The 18,779-nt window shown below is 71.3% G+C and carries 12 protein-coding genes; 7 read left to right on the top strand and 5 right to left on the bottom strand.

The window, feature by feature from the left end:
* Position 1: 1 nt before the first annotated feature.
* The 7 genes from D7D94_RS07615 to D7D94_RS07585 all read left to right on the top strand — a co-directional run bounded on the left by D7D94_RS07615 (position 2) and on the right by D7D94_RS07585 (position 11,916).
* Positions 2–895, top strand: a complete 894-nt coding sequence (locus tag D7D94_RS07615) for an ABC transporter permease subunit (protein WP_173024250.1) — start codon at positions 2–4, stop codon at positions 893–895.
* A 2-nt stretch (positions 896–897) separates the two neighbouring features.
* Positions 898–2,844 carry a glycoside hydrolase family 127 protein gene (locus tag D7D94_RS07610; protein WP_216648642.1) on the top strand — a complete coding sequence of 649 codons (1,947 nt, stop codon included), beginning with the start codon at positions 898–900 and terminating at the stop codon, positions 2,842–2,844.
* 161 nt (positions 2,845–3,005) lie between these two features.
* On the top strand, positions 3,006–7,520 hold the full coding sequence (locus tag D7D94_RS07605) for an Ig-like domain-containing protein (protein ID WP_246171727.1): 4,515 nt from the start codon (positions 3,006–3,008) through the stop codon (positions 7,518–7,520).
* 62 nt (positions 7,521–7,582) lie between these two features.
* Positions 7,583–8,203 carry a hypothetical protein gene (locus D7D94_RS07600; RefSeq protein ID WP_156242038.1) on the top strand — a complete coding sequence of 207 codons (621 nt, stop codon included), beginning with the start codon at positions 7,583–7,585 and terminating at the stop codon, positions 8,201–8,203.
* Positions 8,204–8,314: 111 nt separating this feature from the next.
* Positions 8,315–9,283 carry a glycosyltransferase gene (locus tag D7D94_RS07595; RefSeq protein WP_156242037.1) on the top strand — a complete coding sequence of 323 codons (969 nt, stop codon included), beginning with the start codon at positions 8,315–8,317 and terminating at the stop codon, positions 9,281–9,283.
* A 153-nt stretch (positions 9,284–9,436) separates the two neighbouring features.
* Positions 9,437–10,864 (top strand): O-antigen ligase family protein, encoded by a 1,428-nt coding sequence (locus tag D7D94_RS07590; RefSeq protein WP_156242036.1) that lies wholly within the window; start codon positions 9,437–9,439, stop codon positions 10,862–10,864.
* Positions 10,861–11,916 (top strand): hypothetical protein, encoded by a 1,056-nt coding sequence (locus D7D94_RS07585; RefSeq protein ID WP_156242035.1) that lies wholly within the window; start codon positions 10,861–10,863, stop codon positions 11,914–11,916. Before D7D94_RS07590 ends, D7D94_RS07585 begins: the two co-directional genes overlap by 4 nt.
* A gap of 185 nt (positions 11,917–12,101) precedes the next feature.
* Here D7D94_RS07585 and D7D94_RS07580 read toward each other — a convergent pair whose 3' ends face one another.
* The 5 genes from D7D94_RS07580 to D7D94_RS07560 all read right to left on the bottom strand — a co-directional run bounded on the left by D7D94_RS07580 (position 12,102) and on the right by D7D94_RS07560 (position 18,723).
* The gene (locus tag D7D94_RS07580) at positions 12,102–13,088 is read right to left on the bottom strand and encodes an endonuclease domain-containing protein (RefSeq protein WP_156242034.1); all 987 of its coding nucleotides are present in this window, start codon (positions 13,086–13,088) and stop codon (positions 12,102–12,104) included.
* A 236-nt stretch (positions 13,089–13,324) separates the two neighbouring features.
* A complete protein-coding gene (locus D7D94_RS07575; protein WP_156242033.1) occupies positions 13,325–15,121 on the bottom strand; it encodes a thiamine pyrophosphate-requiring protein in 1,797 nt (598 codons plus the stop codon).
* 153 nt (positions 15,122–15,274) lie between these two features.
* Positions 15,275–16,300, bottom strand: a complete 1,026-nt coding sequence (locus D7D94_RS07570; RefSeq protein WP_156242032.1) for a glycosyltransferase family 2 protein — start codon at positions 16,298–16,300, stop codon at positions 15,275–15,277.
* A gap of 145 nt (positions 16,301–16,445) precedes the next feature.
* Complete coding sequence (locus tag D7D94_RS07565) at positions 16,446–17,654, bottom strand: MATE family efflux transporter (protein ID WP_156242031.1); 1,209 nt, start codon at positions 17,652–17,654, stop codon at positions 16,446–16,448.
* Between the two features lie 109 nt (positions 17,655–17,763).
* On the bottom strand, positions 17,764–18,723 hold the full coding sequence (locus D7D94_RS07560; RefSeq protein WP_156242030.1) for a glycosyltransferase family 2 protein: 960 nt from the start codon (positions 18,721–18,723) through the stop codon (positions 17,764–17,766).
* Positions 18,724–18,779: the final 56 nt, after the last annotated feature.

Below are 18,779 nucleotides of genomic sequence, written 5' to 3'. Positions count from 1 at the left end.
GATGACCATGCTCGCTCCCACCGAGACCCGGGTGCTCGTCACCGGCACCGACCGGCCGCCGAGGGCGAAGCCCACCGCAGCGCGCCTGCTGCGCGCGCTTCCGTACGGCATCTTCACCACGGCGCTCGCGGTGGTCTTCCTCTATCCGCTCGTGTGGGCGGTGGTGTCGTCGTTCGCCCCGCGGGCGGGCACGAGTCAGACGGATGGCTGGGGCGTCGGCAACTACGCCACGCTCGCCGAGTTCCAGGCCGGCATCTGGGTCTACCTCGGCAACTCCTTCGTCGTCTCCGGCCTGACCGTCGTGCTCACGCTGGTCATCTCGTTCTTCGGCGGATTCGCGTTCGCCCGCTTCTCCTTCCCGGGGAAGAACGCGCTCTTCCTGACGACCCTGGCCATCCTGATGGTGCCGTACGCGACGCTGCTCATCCCGCTCTACGTCATCCTCAACGCCCTCGGCCTCGGCAACACCACCGTCGGCGTGGCTCTCGTGCTGACGATGTTCCAGCTGCCGTTCTCGACGTTCATGATGCGGATCTCGTTCGAGTCGATCCCGCGCGAGCTCGACGAGGCCGCGCACGTGGATGGCTGCAGCACATTCTCGGCGCTGTGGCGCGTGCTCCTGCCCGCGACGAAGCCCGGGCTCATCACGGTGGGGCTGTTCGCGTTCCTCACCGCCTGGAACGACTTCATCGCCCCGCTCATCCTCATCAGCGACACCAACCGGATGACCCTGCCGCTGGCCGTCGCGAACCTCCGCGGGCAGACGATGGGCGTCATCGACTACGGCGCCACCCTCGCCGGCGTCACCGTGCTCGCGGTGCCCTGCGTGCTCCTCTTCCTCGCTCTCCAACGCCACTATGTCCAGGGCTTCATGTCCGGCGCTTTCAAGGGATGACCATGACAATCACGACACCGCCGCGCTCCCTCGGGGGCGCCGCCGCCCCCGCCCTGCCGAGCTCCGGCACGCTGCGTCCGCTCGGCATCCGCCAGGTCGTCATCACCGGCGGGTTCTGGGCCGAGCGGCAGGGGGTCAACCGTCGCGCCACCCTCGCGCACATCGGCACCTGGCTCGAGCGGGAGGGATGGACCCGCAACTTCGATCTCGCCGCGGCGGGCGCGCTTCCGGAGGGGCGGCGGGGGCGCGAGTTCGCGGACTCCGAGGTCTACAAGTACCTCGAGGCGCTGGCGTGGGAGATCGGGCGCGAGCACGACGACGAGCTCGAGTCGCGGTTCCGAGAGACCGTGGCCCGTGTCGCGGCCGCGCAGGAACCCGACGGCTACCTCAACACAATGTTCGGTCGCCCCGGTCAGGACGGCCGCTGGACGAAGCTCGAGTGGGGTCACGAGCTCTACTGCCTCGGCCACCTGTTCCAGGCGGCCGTCGCTCGCGAGCGCTCGACGCCCGGTGCCGACGACGGGCTCCTCGACGTCGCCGTGCGCGCAGCCGATCTCGTCTGCGACGTCTTCGGCGACGACGGCATCCGCTCGGTCGACGGCCATCCCGAGATCGAGACCGGCCTCGTCGAGCTGGGCCGCGTCACCGGCGACCGCCGCTACATCGAGCAGGCGCGTCTCTTCGTCGACCGGCGCGGCACCGGCGTGCTCGGCGGGATCGAGTACGGGCAGGCGTACTTCCAGGACGACGTTCCGGTGCGCGAGGCGGAGGTGATGCGAGGGCACGCCGTGCGCGCGAACTATCTCGGCTCGGGCGCGGCCGACGTCGCCGACGAGACCGACGACCAGGAGCTGCTGGACGCGCTCGTGCGGCAGTGGGACACCACCGTCGCCCGCCGCACCTACATCACGGGCGGCCAGGGGGCGCACCATCAGGACGAGGCGTTCGGCGCGGACTTCGAGCTGCCGCCGGATCGTGCGTACTCGGAGACCTGTGCGGGCATCGCCTCCGTGCAGTTCAGCTGGCGCCTGCTGCTCGAGCGCGGCGACGCGAAGTACGCCGACCTCATCGAGCGCACGCTGTACAACGTGGTGGCGACATCCCCCTCCTCGGCGGGAACGGCGTTCTACTACTCCAACACGCTGCATCAGCGCACGCCGGGGGAGCCGGTGGACCCGGATGTGCCGTCCGCGCGGGCCGAGTCGTCGCTGCGGGCGCCCTGGTTCTCGGTGTCGTGCTGCCCGACTAACCTCGCGCGCACCTTCGCGAGCCTGGCGGCGTACGTCGCGACGGGCGACGCCCGAGGCGTGCAGGTGCATCAGTACGCGCCGTCGACGATCATCGCCGAGCTGGCGCCCGATCGCGAGGTGACCCTGCGGGTCGAGACGGCGTATCCGGCGGATGGCGCGGTGCGCGTGATCGTGGAGTCGGCGGCCGTCGGCGAATGGGCGCTCTCGCTGCGGGTGCCCGGCTGGGCGGAGGGCGCGACGCTCGAGGTCTCAGCGGGAGGCGCGGTGGAGACGAGGGCCGTCGCCCCCGGCTACGCGGTCGTGTCGCGCGACTTCGCCCCCGGGGACAGCGTGACGCTGCGGCTCCCCATGTCGCCGCGCATCACCCGCCCCGACGCGCGCATCGACGCGATCCGCGGAACCGTGGCCGTGGAGCGCGGCCCCGAGGTGCTCGCGCTCGAGTCGGTGGACCTTCCCGAGGGCGTGGGCGTCGACGTCGCGGGCCTCGTGACAGCCGACCCCCTGCGGGAGGAGGACGGCCGCGTGATCGCGCGCCTGGCCATCCGCTCGTCGACCGATGCCGCGTGGCCGTATGGCCAGACGGCGGAGGGCGGCGCGTCGACGGTCGTGGAAGCGCCGCTCATTCCGTACCACGACTGGGCGGAGCGCGGACCGTCGACCATGCGCATCTGGATCCCGGAGGCGGCGCCGACGCGCTGATCCGTGCACGACGAAGGGGGCTCCGCGACTGGCGGAGCCCCCTTCCTCGCTGCGTGCGCACGACGATCCCGAAAGTTATCGAAACCGCTTGCGGTGTTCTGTTGAACCTCCCTAGTGTGCTGACCGTGCGCCGATCCGCGGCGGGAAGGGGAGCAGACACAGTGGTCTGGTCATCGAAGGAGAGATCCCGCCGCGTGCGGGTATGGACGGCCATCGGCGTGGCATGCACGCTGGCCTCGGGCATGGCGGCATCGCCGGCGAATGCCGCCAACAGCGACGTCGGCTATCCGGAGTTCTCGGGCAGCGACAAGCCGGTCCCCGACACCGGGGCGGCGTACACCGTCGGCAACCAGCTGCAGGCGATCTTCGACGCCGATGTCGCGGCGGGCGCCGGCAAGGACGCGAGCAGCGACTTCTGGTTCGACCGGATGCTCGCCCGCACCGGGACCGCGGGGAGCTTCGGCGACGAGAACCAGTGGCTGTTCAGCCGCGGGCGCGCCGCATTCATGAAGACGCACGAGCCGTCGAAGCTCGGCTTCGGCGGACAACTGGCGTACTGGGAGTCGGTGGACGGCCGTGACGCGTACACGATCACCGCGAGCGTCGGCGGCACCGAGATCGCGCTGCGCGAGGACACCGCTCAGCGCAAGCAGACGCCGAGCTACTGGCGCAGCGTGCACCGCAACGCGGACGCGGGCGTCGAGATCGTGCAGACGAAGTTCATCACCAACGCCAACGTGCTCGTCACCGAGCTCGAGCTGCGCTCGACCGGGCCGGCCGTCGAGGTCGCGCTCCGCGCCACCTCGCCCTACGCGACCACGGTCGAGGGAGACGAGCTCACCGGCACCTTCGACGCGCTCAACGACATCACCCGGGTGCACCCGCGCTTCTCCGGCGACGGCTTCGCTCCTTCGGGTGCCGGTCTCGAGGCGACCGTCAGCGTCGCCGCCGGCGGCTCGGCCACGACCAAACTGCAGCTGGGCTTGGTCACCGACGAGATCGCGGACTCGCGTTCCGAGTACGACGCGGTGGCGGAGGCGTCCGTCGGCGACGCGTACACGCAGCACGTCACCGCCTACAACCGCTGGTGGGCCGACAACGTGCCCTACCTCGACACCCCTGAAGACGACATCGACAAGACGCTCTTCTACCGGTGGTGGCTGCTGCGCTTCAACTACCTCGACGCGAACGCTCCCGGCAACGCCTACCAGTTCCCCACCGCCGTCGAGGGCGCGCTCGGCTACAACAACGCCATCGATCTCACGGTCGGCATGTTCATCGACGACCTGAAGTACTTCCGCGACCCGATCTACTCCTACGGCGGCTGGGTGTCGACGGGGGAGACCTCGAAGGGCGGTCGCTTCGTCGACAACCCCGGCGACCCCGCGAACTGGAACGCCAGCCACACGCAGTACATCGCCGAGGCGGCATGGAAGTCGTACCAGGTGCACGGCGGCCCGCTCGGCATCGTGGAGAACCTCGCCCGCTACGCCGAGGGCGACGCCGAGGGCCAGCTCGCCGCGTATGACTCGAACGGCAACGGCCTCCTCGAGACGAACTGGAACGCGTGGACCGGCAACGACGCCGACGCGGTCTCGTTCGACTACTTCCGCCGCACCAACGAGCGCGCGGAATCCGCGTACGTGTACAGCGGAGCGCAGGCGGCGGCGGCGGCCTACGACCTGCTCGGCCGCGACGACAAGGCGACCGAGATGACCGCGATCGCCGACAAGGTGAAGAAGGGTGTTCTCGAGAACCTCTGGGACGCGGACGAGAACCTCATCAAGCACCGCGACCTCCAGTCGGGCGAGCTCATCCCGTGGAAGGAGATCAACAACTACTACCCCTTCTCGGTCGGTCTGATGCCGAAGCCGGGCGACGCGGACTACGACGACGACTACGTCGAGGCGCTCCGTCTCTTCGGCGACGACGCCGAGTATCCGATCTTCCCGTTCACGACGGCGAACCAGGCCGACAAGGCCGAGGCGGCCGAGGCCGGGCACCCCGGCACGAACAACTTCTCGATCATCAACTCCACCGTGACGTTCCGGATGATCGCGGAGGCGCTTCGCGAGTATCCCACCGACGCCATCGACGCGGAGTGGTACAAGAAGCTTCTCTACTGGAACGCCTGGGCTCACTACCAGAACGGCGGCGACAACCGCCTGCCCGACGCGAACGAGTTCTGGGCCGACGGCTCGACGGACCCGCAGGCGATCGGCTACCGGTCGTGGATCCACCACACGATCCTCGGCACGACGAACTTCACGATGATCGAGGACGCCATGGGGCTCCAGCCCCGGACGGACGACAAGATCGAGCTGTACCCGATCGACATCGACTGGCCGCACTTCACGGCGAACAACCTCTCGTACCACGGCAGCGACCTCACCATCACGTGGGACGAGCCCGGTGACGGCGAGCGCCCCTACGGCGACGACGTGCCCGAGGGGTACTCGGTGTTCGTCGACGGCGAGCGCGCCTTCACCGTCGACACGCTCACCCACGTCGTCTACGACCCGAAGACGGGCGAGGTGACCTTCGACGAGGACGTCGTCAACGACGCCGCCTCCCCGAAGGTGCTCGCCTCCGACGCCGTGGACCTCGGCGCTCCCCAGCAGGTCGCCTTCGACGACGACGACCGCGTCGTGGACCTGTTCGCGAAGGCCGGGAAGGACATCTCCTCGGCCTCGGCGGAGAACCTCGCCGCGGGCAAGCCGGTCAAGGCGTCGTTCTCGGCGCAGAACCGTCCGGCTTCCGGCGCGGTGGACGGGACGACGATCAACGAGCCGTTCTGGGGAGCCGCGGGCTCGCCGAACGCCACGGACTGGCTCGAGGTCGACCTCGGCTCCGCTCAGCCCGTCGACACGGTGCGCACGTACTTCTACGACACCTCCTCGAGCTCGACGGTCGCCGGCTACTCCGAGCCGTCTCGCTACGTGGTCGAGTACTGGGATGGCAGCGGCTGGAAGGCCGTGCCGGGCGCGGCCAAGTCGCCCGCCGTGCCGCAGCCCAACCTCAACGAGGTGCGCTTCGCGGAGGTGACGACCTCGCGCATCCGGGTGACCGTCGAGCACGCGGACGGCTTCGCCACCGGGATCAAGGAGCTGCAGGTCAGCCACACGGGCGAGCCCGTCTCGCCGGCCGGCAACGCGGCCCCGTCGGTTCTCGCGTACACGCGCGCCGGAGCCGTCAGCGCCGGGGTCGCCAGCCTCACCGGGATCGTGAAGGACGACGGCGCGCCGTCGGAGCGGCTCACGACGACCTGGAGCGTCGTCTCCGCTCCCGAGGGCGGCGATGCCTTCATCGCGGACGCCGACAGCGCGAACACCACCGTGCGCTTCACCGCGGCGGGGGAGTACCGGCTGCGGCTCACGGCGAGCGACGGCGAGCACGAGTCGTCGGATGAGCTCGTCGTGCGCGGCGAGGCAGCTGACGGCGGAGCCGATATCGCCCCGGCGGCCACGCCGACCGCGTCGTACACCGCGGGCTGGAACAACGTGGCAGCCGCGAACGACGGCAGCGGCGTGAACGAGGGCGGCGATCAGTCGAAGATCTGGGGCACCTGGTCGGGCAGCCGTCCGGCGTCGCAGTGGCTGCAGTACACGTGGAAGGAGCCCGTCCGCGTCAGCGGCTCGGACATCACCTTCTGGACGGACGCCGCCGCGGGCTCGGGCGAGGGCGTGGCGGTGCCGAAGTCGTGGAAGATCCAGTACCTCGACGGCAAGGGCGCGTGGGTCGATGTCCCCAACCCGAGCGGCTACGGCGTCGAGCGCACTGGCACGAACAAGACCTCGTTCGACATGGTGACGACGACCGCGCTGCGCGCGACGTTCAACGCCTCCCCGAACGCGGCGGGCACGTCGTACTCGGCGATCGGCGTCAGCGAATGGGACGTGTTCTCCGCCGCTCCCGCATCCATCGACGAGATCCACGTCCGCACCGGCGTCGGCACGCTGCCGTCGCTTCCCGACCGGGTCGGCGTCACGTACGGCGACGACAGCCGCGCGCTCGCCGAGGTCACCTGGGCGGACGTCACGCCCGAGCAGGTGGCGGCCGAGGGCAGCTTCGAGGTCCGCGGCATCGTCGCGGGCTCGTCCACCACGGCGAAGGCCACGGTCTGGGTGCGGTCGTCGAACGAGCTGACGATCAACCAGGTCGACCCCGTCTCGGTGCACACACGGGTCGGCGTCGCGCCGGCGCTGCCGGAGAGCACGACCGTGCTCTACAACGACGGCTCTCGGGAGACCGTCGCGGTGACGTGGGCCGAGATCGATCCGGCGAGCTTCGCGAAGGACGGGCAGTTCGAGGTAGCCGGCACGGTGCAGTCCGACCGTGCGGGCGACAAGACCGCGAAGGCCACCGTGGTGGTGGGCGAGGGCGGCCAGGAGAGCCCGGTCTCGGTCGCGCTCACCGTCGACGACCGCTGCGTGGCGAAGAAGGGCGTGCTCGCCGCGAAGGCCACCAACGACGGCACGGTCGCCGCGGACATCCAGGTGACCTCCGCCTACGGGAACAAGACGTTCCGTGCGGTCGAGCCCGGTGACAGCGTGTCGATCGCGTTCAACACGCGTCTGGCCGAGGTGCCGGCCGGCGCCGTCGAGGCGGTCGGCACCGCGGAGGGCGCGGAGTCCGCGACCGCCACCGCCGAGTACGCCGCATTCAGCTGCAAGTGACCCATCCGCGGCGGCGAGCGCTCGCTCGCCGCCGCGGCTCTCAATGGAAGGAACGGAATTCGATGAAGAAGCAGAACCGGGCGGCGCGCATCGGCGTGGCGATGGTGGGCGGCGTGCTGCTCGCCGGGGTCGCCGGCGCGGCGTTCGCCGAGGAGCAGGTCGGCGACGGAACCGACGTCGATGTCTCGGTCGAGATCGAGGACACCGGCACGGGCGTGCTCGCGATGAGCGTGGCCGGGACCAGCGCGCCCCTCACCGAGGAAGGCTCGACGGCGATGGTGCGCCAGTTCACCGGCACGCTGCCGACCGTCACGGTCACCGACACCCGCACGGCGGAGGAGATCCCCGACGGCGCGTACTGGTGGGTGGAGGGAACGGCCTCGAGCTTCACCGGCGACGCGGGCCAGGCGGAGATCGGCCCCGAGAACCTCGGATGGGCGCCCTCGGTCTCTCAGGACGGCTCGGGCGCCGTCGCGCCCGGCCCGGACGTCGCCCCTGCGCTGTCGGCGGAGGAGGCGCCGAACAACGTGGGCCTCGAGGGCCGCGAGCTGCTCGCGATGGCCATCACGAGCGAGGAGGCGATCGGATCGTGGCAGGCCGACGCCGCCCTGAAGCTGCAGGTGCCCGTCGACACCGCGCCCGGCTCGTACACCTCGACGCTGACCCTCTCGCTGTTCGAGTGAGTCCCCGCGGAGCGGGCGTCGCGATCGCGGCGCCCGCTCCGTCGTGTCCGCGGTCCGTGCTGTCCGCGGTCCGTGCGCTGCCGTCTCGAGGGCCCGCGGCACAATGGACGCATGCCTCAGATCGCGATCGACACCCGGTGGGATGGCATCGCCGGCATCCAGCGCTACTCGCGGGAGGTGCTGCCGCGGCTGAAGACGCCATGGGTTCCGCTCGGGCTCGACGGCGATCACCTCGCGCCGGCCGACGCGCTGCGGCCTGTTCCGACGGATCGGCTCATCTACTCGCCGGGGTACAACGCGTTCGTCCGGGCGCCGCGCGAGCTGCTGACGATGCACGATCTCATCCAGCTGCAGACGCCATGGCCCGGTCGGGCGAAGTACCTCGCGTACTACCGGCTCGTCGTGCGCCCGGTCGTACGGCGGACGGGAGCGGTGCTCACGGTGTCGGAGACGTCGAAGGCCCTCGTCGAGGAGTGGCTCGGTGACGCCTCCGTGCGCGTGGTGAACGCCGGCATCGGGTGCTCGGACGCGTTCCGCGCGGACGTGCCGCCCGCACCGGCGAACGACCCGTACCTCATGTACGTCGGGAACCTCCGCGCCCACAAGAACGTCGCGGTCGTCGTGGATGCCGTCGCCCGGGTTCCCGAGGCGCGGCTGCGGATGCTCCTGCCCGCGCGTGAACACGAAGAAGCCCAGCGGATGGCCATGGCCCGCGGCATCGCCCCTCGCGTCGAGCTGCTGGCCGGGATCGACGACGACGAGCTCGCGCGCCAGTACCGCGGCGCGGCGGCGACCGTCATGCCGTCGACGCTCGAGGGATTCGGCCTCCCGGCGCTCGAGAGCGTGATGACCGGCACCCCGGTGCTGTTCTGGAGCGGGTGCGCGGCGGTCGCCGAGACGGTGGGGGATCGCGGCACCGCCCTCGAGAGCGCGACCGACGTCGATGAGTGGGCCACGGCCATCCGCTTGGCCCTGGAGTCGCCGCGTCGCGTCAAGGCGCCGGCGGCGGGGTACGACTGGGATGCGACCGCTGCGCGGATCGACGAGGTGCTGGGGGAGTTGGCTCCGTCCGGACGTTGAGCGAGGGAGCGCAGCGACCGAGACGAAACGCGGTGGGCCGTTGTCGGGAACCCGGACGGCGGTAGGAGACCGGTCTGACCGGCGGGTAGCCTGGAAGTGGGGGCACACGTCGCATTCCGGCGCCCCCGAAGCCGTCAACGTGTGGAGCACATCGTGAACTTCCTGGCCGAGCCGTCCTTCCTCGGAACGCGGACCCCGGTCGAGATCATCCTCACCCTCGCGGTGGTCGCCGTCGGAGCCGCCGCCATCGTGTGGCTGTCGTTCCGGCTGCAGGCCCGGGTGCTGCTCGGCGCGGCCTTCGTGCTCGGCATCGTGCAGCTGTTCGGTCCGTTCGGCTTCACGTCGTTCGGGCTCCTCGCCACCGCCGCCCTGCTGCCCGCCGCCGCCTGGCGCTGGGGTCGTGCGAAGCCGCCGCTGTGGATCGGGCTCCTCATCGCGCTCGCCGTCTGGCAGATGATCTCGGTGCTCTGGGCCGACAAGCTCGGGTCGGCGGCATACGGGGTCCTGCTCACGCTGGGACTGATCGCGACGTCGCTCATCGCGCGCGAGACCATCCGCGAATCACCGCGTGGACTGCTCGACGCCCTCGCGATCGCCTCGCCGTTCGTGCTCATCGAAGCGTGGCTCGTGACGCTGTTCCGGATCTTCCCGGACCTCGAGCGCGCGTACCTCACGTCGCCGCTCGCACGGTTCCTCACCGAGCCCGGCGTCGAGATGATCGCGCGCGGCAGCACCGAGAACGTCAACGACATCTTCAAGGCCGGCGGCGTGTTCCTGAACGCCAACACCGCCTCGCTGTTCCTCGCGGTGGTCGGATGCCTGTACATCTGGGCGGCGCTGCAGCGTCCGTCACGGGCGCAGCTCTGGATCTTCCTCGCCGTCGGGCTCATCGCCTTCGACGCCTCGCTCGGCACCGGGTCCAAGACGCCCCTCGCGGCGATCGTGCTGCTGCCGGTGCTCGGGGCCTTCGCCCTCGTCGCCGTGCGCAAGCCGCTCCTCGCGATCGGCGTGGCGGTGGTGGGTGCGGCGGCGGCCGTCGGCGCGATCACGCTCGTCTCGGCCATCCGACCGCATCTGCTGGACGAGACCATCCGCACCCTCGATGAACGTCGTCGGCTGTGGGGCGTGGTCTTCCACCGCTTCCCTGAGCACTGGTTCACGGGGCTCGGGTTCGGCAACTGGCGCCTCGCGATCGAGGAGGAGTGGCGCACGGCCTTCCCCGGTCGCGGTCTGCAGCTCTTCCCGCCGCACAACCTCTTCGCGCAGGCGTGGGCGGATGCCGGTCTCGTCTCGCTGCTGCTGACGATCGCGCTGTCGCTGCTGCCGATCGCGGCGGTCGTCGTGCGGATCCGCCAGCGCCGCCACGACCGCCTCTTCTCGCGCGGATCGCTCGAGCTGCTCGTCGTGTTCGTCGGCGTCGCGTGGGTGCTCGTGCACGGGATGCTCGACACCACGACGTTCCTCGGCGACAACCACCTCGTGCCGTTCTTCGCCGCGATCGTGGCGGTCGCGTTCTCGCGTCGGCTGGGAACGCGGCAGGATGGTCGCATGCCGTCGACTGCCGCGCGCCAGGTCGCATGACCACGTACGTCTACTACCCGCGCGGGCTCGCGACGGGCGGCCCGGAGGCGCTGCATCAGCTGGTGGACTCGCTGCGTCGGCAGGGGCAGGAGGCGTTCCTCGTGCCGGTTCCGGGCACGGAATCGACGCCGCGCGCCGAGCGGTACGCGCACTACGACGCTCCGGAGGCGCCGGCCGTTGTGGACGCTGCGGGGAACTCCGTCGTCGTGCCCGAGACGCAGGCGCTGCTGCTGCGCCCGCTCGAGCACGCCGCGCCCTTCGTGTGGTGGCTGTCGATCGACTACGCGCCGCGGTTCGTCATCGAGCGCGCGCAGCGGTCGACGCTGCCGCTCGAGCAGACGCGGATGTCGCGCCCGCCGCTCCTGTGGCTGCGGCACCTCAAGCGCATGTGGCGCGGCTGGCGCACGGGGGAGGACGCCGTGCTGCAGCGGGCCGGGCACCTCGTGCAGTCGCACTACGCGTGGAACCACATCTTCGCGCACCTGGGGCGAGTGGGGACCATCCTGTCGGACTACACGCCGGTGGGGGTGGGGTCGGATGGTGCGGGTGCGGCGGCGTCGGCGGTCTCGGTTGAGGGGCGCGTGCCGCGGATCACGTACAACCCGGCGAAGTCGGCGGCGATCATGCGTGAGTTCTCGCGCCGGTACCCGGAGCTCGAGCTGCTGCCGCTGCGCGGGATGACCGGCGAGGAGGTGGCCGAGGCGCTGCGGACGTCGCTCATCTACCTCGATCTCGGCACGCATCCCGGCAAGGACCGGATGCCGCGTGAGGCCGCCGCGATGGGCTCGGTCGTGCTGGTCGCGCGCCGCGGTGCCGCGGCGAACGACGTGGATGTTCCGCTGCCGTTCGCGCACAAGGTCGCGGTGCTGCCCGACGTGGTGGAGGCCGCGCACGACGCGGTGCTGGGCGTGATGGCCGACCCGGACGCTGCGCTCGCCGCGCAGGCCCCGTACCGCGAGCGCGTGCTGAACGAGCGCGAGGTGTTCGACGCGGAGGTCGCCGCGGCGTTCATCCGCGGCGAGTTCGGTCGCGACGGCGCCGCGGAGATCTAGGGACCGGGTGCGCGGGCGGGGGCTCGGGCTGGGCCGTTCGGTGGTCGGTGTCGCAGATCGATCCCCCATTCCGGTTCGCCAGTGCGGGCGACACGCTTTTGCGCCCGTTTCCGTGCCGCCCGCACTGGCGAATCGGCAACCGGCGCCGTTGTCCTGGGCGGGCGAGACGATCGCAGAGGCTGCGCTCAACGAGGCTGGGAGCGGCTGAGGGCGCTGCGCACGCGACGGACCGCTTCTCCCGGGTCGACGTACACGTGAGCCGAAGTCAGACGCACAGCGAGCCATCCGATCTCGGTCAGGCGCTGGAAGCGCTCGATGTCGCGCTGGAACTGCGCGGGCTCACGGTGACCGTCCCCCTCGTACTCCACGACGACGCGTCGCTCGCGGTAGACGAGGTCGCCACACGCGACGAAGGTGCCGTCATCATCGAAGATGTCTTCATTCACCTCGGGCTCGGGCAACCCCGCCTCGCGAAGGAGGAGGCGCAGGTGCGTCTCCGGCCGTGATGCCGCTCGGGTGCTGAGCAGAGGGAGCGCCTGCTGCAGCTTCCCGATGCCGATCCGCCGACCGGCGCCGGCCGCGGCGGCGAGTTCATCGAGCGTGGCATGGGGTGCCCTCTTCGCGTCCCCGCTTCCGGGGTATCGAGGCTGCTGCACGAGGTGGTCTCCGACGGCGACGAGATCTGACAGATCGAGGAACGGCGCGAGCGAGGCCCACGTGGAGGCCGCATCCGCGACATGGAAGCCCTTGGCGTCGGCGGTCGTGACGAGGTGCGGCATGATCTGGCTGCCGCGGATGCCCGCGCGGCGCGGCGGCGTCTGCGGGTAGATCACGCCGACGTGCAACTGGGCGTGCAGGCCCTGCGGAAGCGGCGCGCCGAACAGCAACGCCGCCGTCGGCCCGACGAAGAACGCGTGCGACGGCATGACGGGTGCGTAGGCGTGGACACGTCGAAGCGCGTCGACCTGCTCCTGCTCGGCGGACGAGGGATCGCGACCGGCGACGGGGACCGGGTCGGGCACGAGCACGACGTCACGAACGGTGCGGGCGCCGCGGAACGGGCGAAGCAGATCGGGCGCGAGGAGCCGGCGCCGGGAGACGCCGGCAGCCACGGCGTCGGGGACGGAGAAGGCGGGGCCGAGCGCGGTCGGCAGCGGGTAGAAGGTGCGCACACGACGAGCCTGTGGGTCGGTCGCCAGCCGGCGAGTTGTCCTCCACAGACGCGCGGATGCGACTTCCGTCTTTCCGCGGGAGGCAGCGCATGCGCGCGGCCTGTGCAGGAGGTGACAGGGTGCGGATGTCGTGGGTCGGACCGGTTCGCCAGTGCGGGCGACACGCTTCCGACGCCGAAACCGTGTCGCCCGCACTGGCGAACCGGAAAAGGGGGAAGTGCCCGCCCCGCCTGGAGCTAAGCCCCCGCCCCCGACCCCGCTTCCAGCTCCACATACCGCCGCAGCAGCTCGAGCGCGTGCGGGGAGCCCTCCTTCTCCACCGTCTGCTGGATCTGCTCCACCGCCGACTCGCCCTGCGGCAGCGGCGGCAGCATCGGGATGTCCCGATCCGACTTCACGTGGATCACCGTCGGCCGGTCCGCCGCGAACGCCCGCTGCCACGCGCCGTCGAGCTGCTCGGGATCGTCCACCAGCTCGCCGCGGAACCCCAGCAGCTCCCCGTACTGCGCGTACGGGAACGCCGGCAGATCCTGACTCGTGTCGAACCGCGGCGCGCCCTCGGTCTCGCGCTGCTCCCAGCTCACCTCGGCGAGGTCGCCGTTGTCGATCACGAGCACGACGAAGCGCGGGTCGCTCCACGCCTTCCACCGGCTGCTGACGGTGACGAGCTCGGCGAGGCCCGCCATCTGCGTCCCGCCGTCGCCGGCGAGCACGACCACCGGACGATCCGGATGCGCGAGCTTCGCCGCGATCCCGTACGGCACCCCGCACCCCATGCTCGCGAGCGTGCTCGAGAAGTGCGCGGGCACGCTCCGCCGCAGCTGCCGCGCGTACCAGTACACGACGCTCCCGACGTCGAGGGCGAGCAGCGCGTCGTCGGGCAGATGGGCGTTCAGCGAGCGGATGGCCCGCTCCGGGTTCACGGGATCGGCCGGCGTCATCGCCCGCGCCTCGCTGATCTCGTGCCACTCGACCACGAGCTTCCGCACGCGGTTTCGCCAATCGCCCACGGCCATCCGCTCGATTCGCTCGCGCAGCAGGCGGATGGTCTCGGCCGCGTCGCCGACGAGACCCACCTCGACGGGGTAGCGGCGGCCGACCGCGCGGCCGTCGATGTCGATCTGCACGGCGCGCGCCTGGCCCGGGGCGGGGTAGAACTCGGTCCACGGGTCGCTGGATCCGACGATGAGGAGCGTGTCGCACTCGGCCATGACGCGTGCGCTCGCCGTGGTGCCGAGGTGTCCCATGGTGCCAGCGGCGTAGGGGAGGGTCTCGTCGACGTACGGCTTGCCGAGGAGGCTCGTGACGACCGCGGCGCCGATGTGCTCGGCGAAGGCGACGACCTCGTCCGCGTGGGCGCGCGCGCCCTGGCCGACGAGCATGACCGGGCGCTGGGCCTGCGCGAGGATCTCCGCCGCCTCGGCGATGTCACTGTCGGCGGGCAGGACGCGGGGCGCGCGGTACTCGGCTGCGGTCTTGATCTCGCCGTGCTCGCCGCCGGGCTCGACCGCGGGAGCGTTCTGCACGTCATGCGGCACGATGACGACGGTGGGCGTGCGGGTCGCGAGCGCGGTGCGGAAGGCCTGGTCGATCGCCGAGGGGATCTGCGCGGGGTCGACGACCATCGTCGCGTACTGCGCGGCGACGTCGCCGAAGAGGCGGAGGAGGTCGACCTCCTGCTGGTATTCGGAGCCGAGGACGCTCCGCATCTGCTGACCGACGATGGCGACGACCGGCACGCTGTCGAGCTTGGCGTCGTAGAGGCCGTTGAGGAGGTGCACAGCGCCGGGCCCCTGCGTCGCCGCCATGACGCCGACCTGGCCGGTGTACTTGGCGTGCGCGACGGCCATGAAGGCGGCGCTCTCCTCGTGCCGGGCCTGGATGAACGCCGGGGCATCGTCCGATGCCCGCAGCGCCTCCATCACGCCGTTGATGCCGTCGCCGCTGTAGCCGAAGATCCGGTCGACGCCCCACGCGCGCACGCGCGCGACGATGGCGTCGGCCACGGTCTGGTCTGTCTTCTCCGCTGCCATGCTGCGACGGTAGGGGCGGATGGCCGGGGCTGAGAAGGCCTTGACGCCTGCGGATGGCTTCGGCACCCGTTCCGGTTCGCCAGTGCGGGCGACACGCTGCGGGCGCGGAAACCGTGTCGCCCGCACTGGCGAACCCTCTGGAGGGGCGTCGCGTCAGCGGCGGAAGGGGCGCAGCAGCTTCCGCATCCCGTGCTGCTCGGGCGGCAGGTCGTGCAGCATCCGGGCTGCGATGTCCGCGGCGGACGCGACGCGCGCCGACTGGATCCGCCGCCGCTCTCGCACCGCACGCGGCATGAGACGGATGGCCGCGGCCAGGCCCTGCAGGGCGGGCCGCCCCGAGCCGGTCGCGACGGCCTTGGCCAGCATCATCGTCAGCAGCAGGACGAAACGCGGCCACACGACGCGGCGCAGGCCATCCGGCACGTTCTTCACGACGAGGAGCGGCAGGTTCTTGAACGTCTGCCGCACCGTGAACCCCGGGATGCGCGAGCTCGTCGCGCCGATCCGATGATGTGCGACGGCGTCCGGCGCGAACAGGATCGCGTGGCCGGCGAGGCGCGTGCGGAACCCCATGTCGACGTCCTCGAAGTACGCGAAGAACGTCTCGTCGAACAGGCCGATCTCGTCGAAGAGCGCCGTGCGGTACAGCGACGCGCCGCCGCTCGCGGAGAACACCGCGCCGGCGGCGGGCGCAGTCTCGCGCGGCTCACCGCGCCCCTGCGGGAACGGCATGCCCCACACGCTCATCCCGTCGCCCGCGGTGTCGATCGTGCCGGCGCTCGCCGCATCGTCCGAGCGGCGCAGGAGCAGCCCGGTCGCGATCGCCGCCTCCGGGTGCGCCTCGAGCGCGCCGACGAGCGCGGCGAGCCACTCCGGCTCGGGGGTCGCGTCGTTGTTGAGCAGGGCGACAGCGTCGTATCCGTCGTGCTGCGCGAGGCGGATGCCGACATTCACGCCGCCGGCGAACCCGAGGTTCTCGGGCTCGAGACGCAGGCGGATGGCCTCGCCCCGGTCACGCAGACGCCGCACGTCGTCGGGGTGGGACCCGTTGTCGACCACGAGCACGTCGGCGTGCGGGTAGGTCTGGGCGGCGAGCGCGGCGAGGCACTCCTCGGTGTCGGCGATGCCGTTCCAGTTGAGGACGACGACGAGCACGCGCATCATGCGGCCCCCTTCCATGGTTGCGTCTCCATCTCGGGCGTTGAGCGAGGGAGCGCCAGCGACCGAGACGAAACGGGGTGCGCCGTTGTCGGGGGCGGGTTGCGGCGTTTCGTCTCGCTTCGCTCGCTCAACGTCCGGGAATGGGCGCGTCCCTGAGCCGCGCTCAACGTGCGACCGCCTTCCGCGCTGTCAGCGCGTACGCCACCTGCACGAGCAGCACGACGATCTCCGCGGAGGCCAGGCCGGTCGCACCGCCGACCGAACCCCACAGCGACGACAGCACGAGCGTGAGCGGCACGCCGACGATCGCGCCCGCGACGACGCTCACGAAGATCGCGCGCGTCCGCCCGAGGGGCACGAGCACATGGCGCCCCAGCGACGTCGTCAGCGAGATGCAGAGGATGGCCACGCCGAACAGGATGGCCGTGGCCCGGTCCACGGCCTGGTCGCCGAAGAGCACGGTCGTCAGCCACGGACCGAGCAGCGCGAAGGCGGCGAAGCCGAGCATGCCGAGCGCCGCATGCAGCAGCAGCGCCTTGCGGGCGCGGGCGCCGAAGTGCGCGCGCGCGTCCTCCACGACCCAGCCCTGCAGGGCGTTGCCCTGCGCGCCCACGACCGTCTGGCCCATCCGGAACAGCTTGTCGCCGGAGACGTACCCCGCTGCCTGCACGGCGGTGGTGCCGGCGGTGACGAGCGCGACGGCGAGGGTCGTGTACGCGCCGCTCACGGTCTCCGTCGCGGCGGCCGCGAGGTGCAGCCGGGCGAAGGCGAAGGACTCCCGCCAGCTGCCGCGGAGGATCGCCGCGGGCTTCATCACGGTGGCGGCATATGCCGCGACGCCGCCCGCGATAGCGAGGAGGAGGAGCGTCGGGTACCAGATCACGGGGCCGCCGAGCAGGATGATCGCCCCGCCGATGAGCGTCGCGACCGCGCGGGGCAGCAGCTCGAACACGATGAGGGGCAGCGGACGCCCGAGCCCGATCAGATACCAGGCCGAGGAGAGCCCGCCGCAGGTGATCGCGACCGCCATGATGGCCGCAGTCGAGGCGTCGTCGCCGGGAGCGAGGAGCGCGGCGATCACCCCGGCGATGAGGGCCGCGGGGAGGGCGACGGCGATGCGCGCGCGGGTTCCCGTGGCGAAGAGCTCGGGGCGCTCGATGACGGAGGCGAGGCTGACGAGCGTGGGGCCGACGACGTTGAGACCGAGGCTCACGACGAGGGCGAAGAATCCGCCGATGGACTGGCCCACCGCGACGGCGACCCAGGGTCCGGTGCCCGCCGCGTGCGCGAGCACCGGCAGCACGAGGAACGGGATGAGCGCCGACGCCGCAGGGATCGTCGAGAAGCTGGCGAGACGCCGGGCGAGGGACATCAGCGGTTGTCGGGGGCCGAGGTGGGGAGTGGCGAGGGAGAGGTTGCGGCGTTTCGTCTCGTCGCTGGCGCTCCTCGCTCAACGTCCGGGTGAGCAGCCGGCACCAGCGTCACAGCCGCTCCCAATACGTCGCGGAGCGCATACGCAGCGACTGCAGCATGCCGATGGAGCCATCCGTCGCGACCAGGGGAAAAGCCGGGCGCACCTCTCGAGCCGCGGCGCGCCATCCGGCCAGCCGACCGGTCAGGGACTTCACGTCGCGGTGCAGCACGATCCGTCGCAGGCACACGATCGCGTCGATCACCAGCGCCCGCAGTGCACGGCGCGTGCGCATCACGCCCCACGCGCGGAGGAGATAGCCGCGGCCGAAGCCCGCGAGGTACCGCTGCTTCGGCGATCCCTCGCCCGCGGACGCCCCGCCGATGTGCACGCCGCCCGGGGTCTCGAGGCCGATGGTCGGCCATCCCGCCGCGCGCAGGCGCAGAGCGAGATCGAGCTCCTCGCCGTACATGAAGATGCCCTCGTCGAGCAGCCCGACCTCGCCGAGCGCCTTGCGGCGGTACCCGGCGGCGGCACCGTATGGACCGAGGAGCGGCGGCACGACCGCCGACGCGCGCTCGACCGACGCGCCGTGATAGCGGACGAACCCGGCTCCGGTCGGATCCGCGGTGATCCCCAGGGAATCGACACGGCCATCCGGACGCATCAGCAGCGGCGCCACGCTGCCGAGCTGCCCCTTCGTCCCCTCGAACGCGGTCAGCACCTGCTCGACGAGCGTCGGCTCGGCGATGACATCGCTGTTGAGGAGCAGCACGTAGAGCGCGGTGCCGTGCGCGATTCCGCGATTGCACGTGTGCGCGAAGCCGCGGTTGCGGTCGTTGCGCAGCAGCGTGACGTCGGGGAACTCGCGGGCGATCCGATCCGCGGTGTCGTCGGGGGAGCAGTCGTCGACGACGATGACGTTCGCGCGCATCGTCTGCTCCTCGAGCGCGCGCAGGCACGGCTCGACATGCTCCCACCCGCCGTACACGGGCACCACGACGTCGATCAGCGGTGTCTCGAGCGGCATGGGCTCAATCCTACGAGGCGGGATGGCCGGGGCCGGGCGCGTGGGATGGCTCGGGT

It is taken from the genome of Microbacterium oryzae (assembly GCF_009735645.1).
Lineage (GTDB): Bacteria > Actinomycetota > Actinomycetes > Actinomycetales > Microbacteriaceae > Microbacterium > Microbacterium oryzae.
This window is presented reverse-complemented; position numbering and strand designations above follow the sequence as displayed.

Coding starts and splice junctions, on each gene's coding strand:
- D7D94_RS07565 (WP_156242031.1), bottom strand. CDS start 17,654: ATGTCCCTCGCCCGGCGTCTCGCCAGCTTCTCGACGATCCCTGCGGCG.
- D7D94_RS07575 (WP_156242033.1), bottom strand. CDS start 15,121: ATGGCAGCGGAGAAGACAGACCAGACCGTGGCCGACGCCATCGTCGCG.
- D7D94_RS07560 (WP_156242030.1), bottom strand. CDS start 18,723: ATGCCGCTCGAGACACCGCTGATCGACGTCGTGGTGCCCGTGTACGGC.
- D7D94_RS07585 (WP_156242035.1), top strand. CDS start 10,861: ATGACCACGTACGTCTACTACCCGCGCGGGCTCGCGACGGGCGGCCCG.
- D7D94_RS07595 (WP_156242037.1), top strand. CDS start 8,315: ATGCCTCAGATCGCGATCGACACCCGGTGGGATGGCATCGCCGGCATC.
- D7D94_RS07570 (WP_156242032.1), bottom strand. CDS start 16,300: ATGGAAGGGGGCCGCATGATGCGCGTGCTCGTCGTCGTCCTCAACTGG.
- D7D94_RS07600 (WP_156242038.1), top strand. CDS start 7,583: ATGAAGAAGCAGAACCGGGCGGCGCGCATCGGCGTGGCGATGGTGGGC.
- D7D94_RS07615 (WP_173024250.1), top strand. CDS start 2: ATGACCATGCTCGCTCCCACCGAGACCCGGGTGCTCGTCACCGGCACC.
- D7D94_RS07610 (WP_216648642.1), top strand. CDS start 898: ATGACAATCACGACACCGCCGCGCTCCCTCGGGGGCGCCGCCGCCCCC.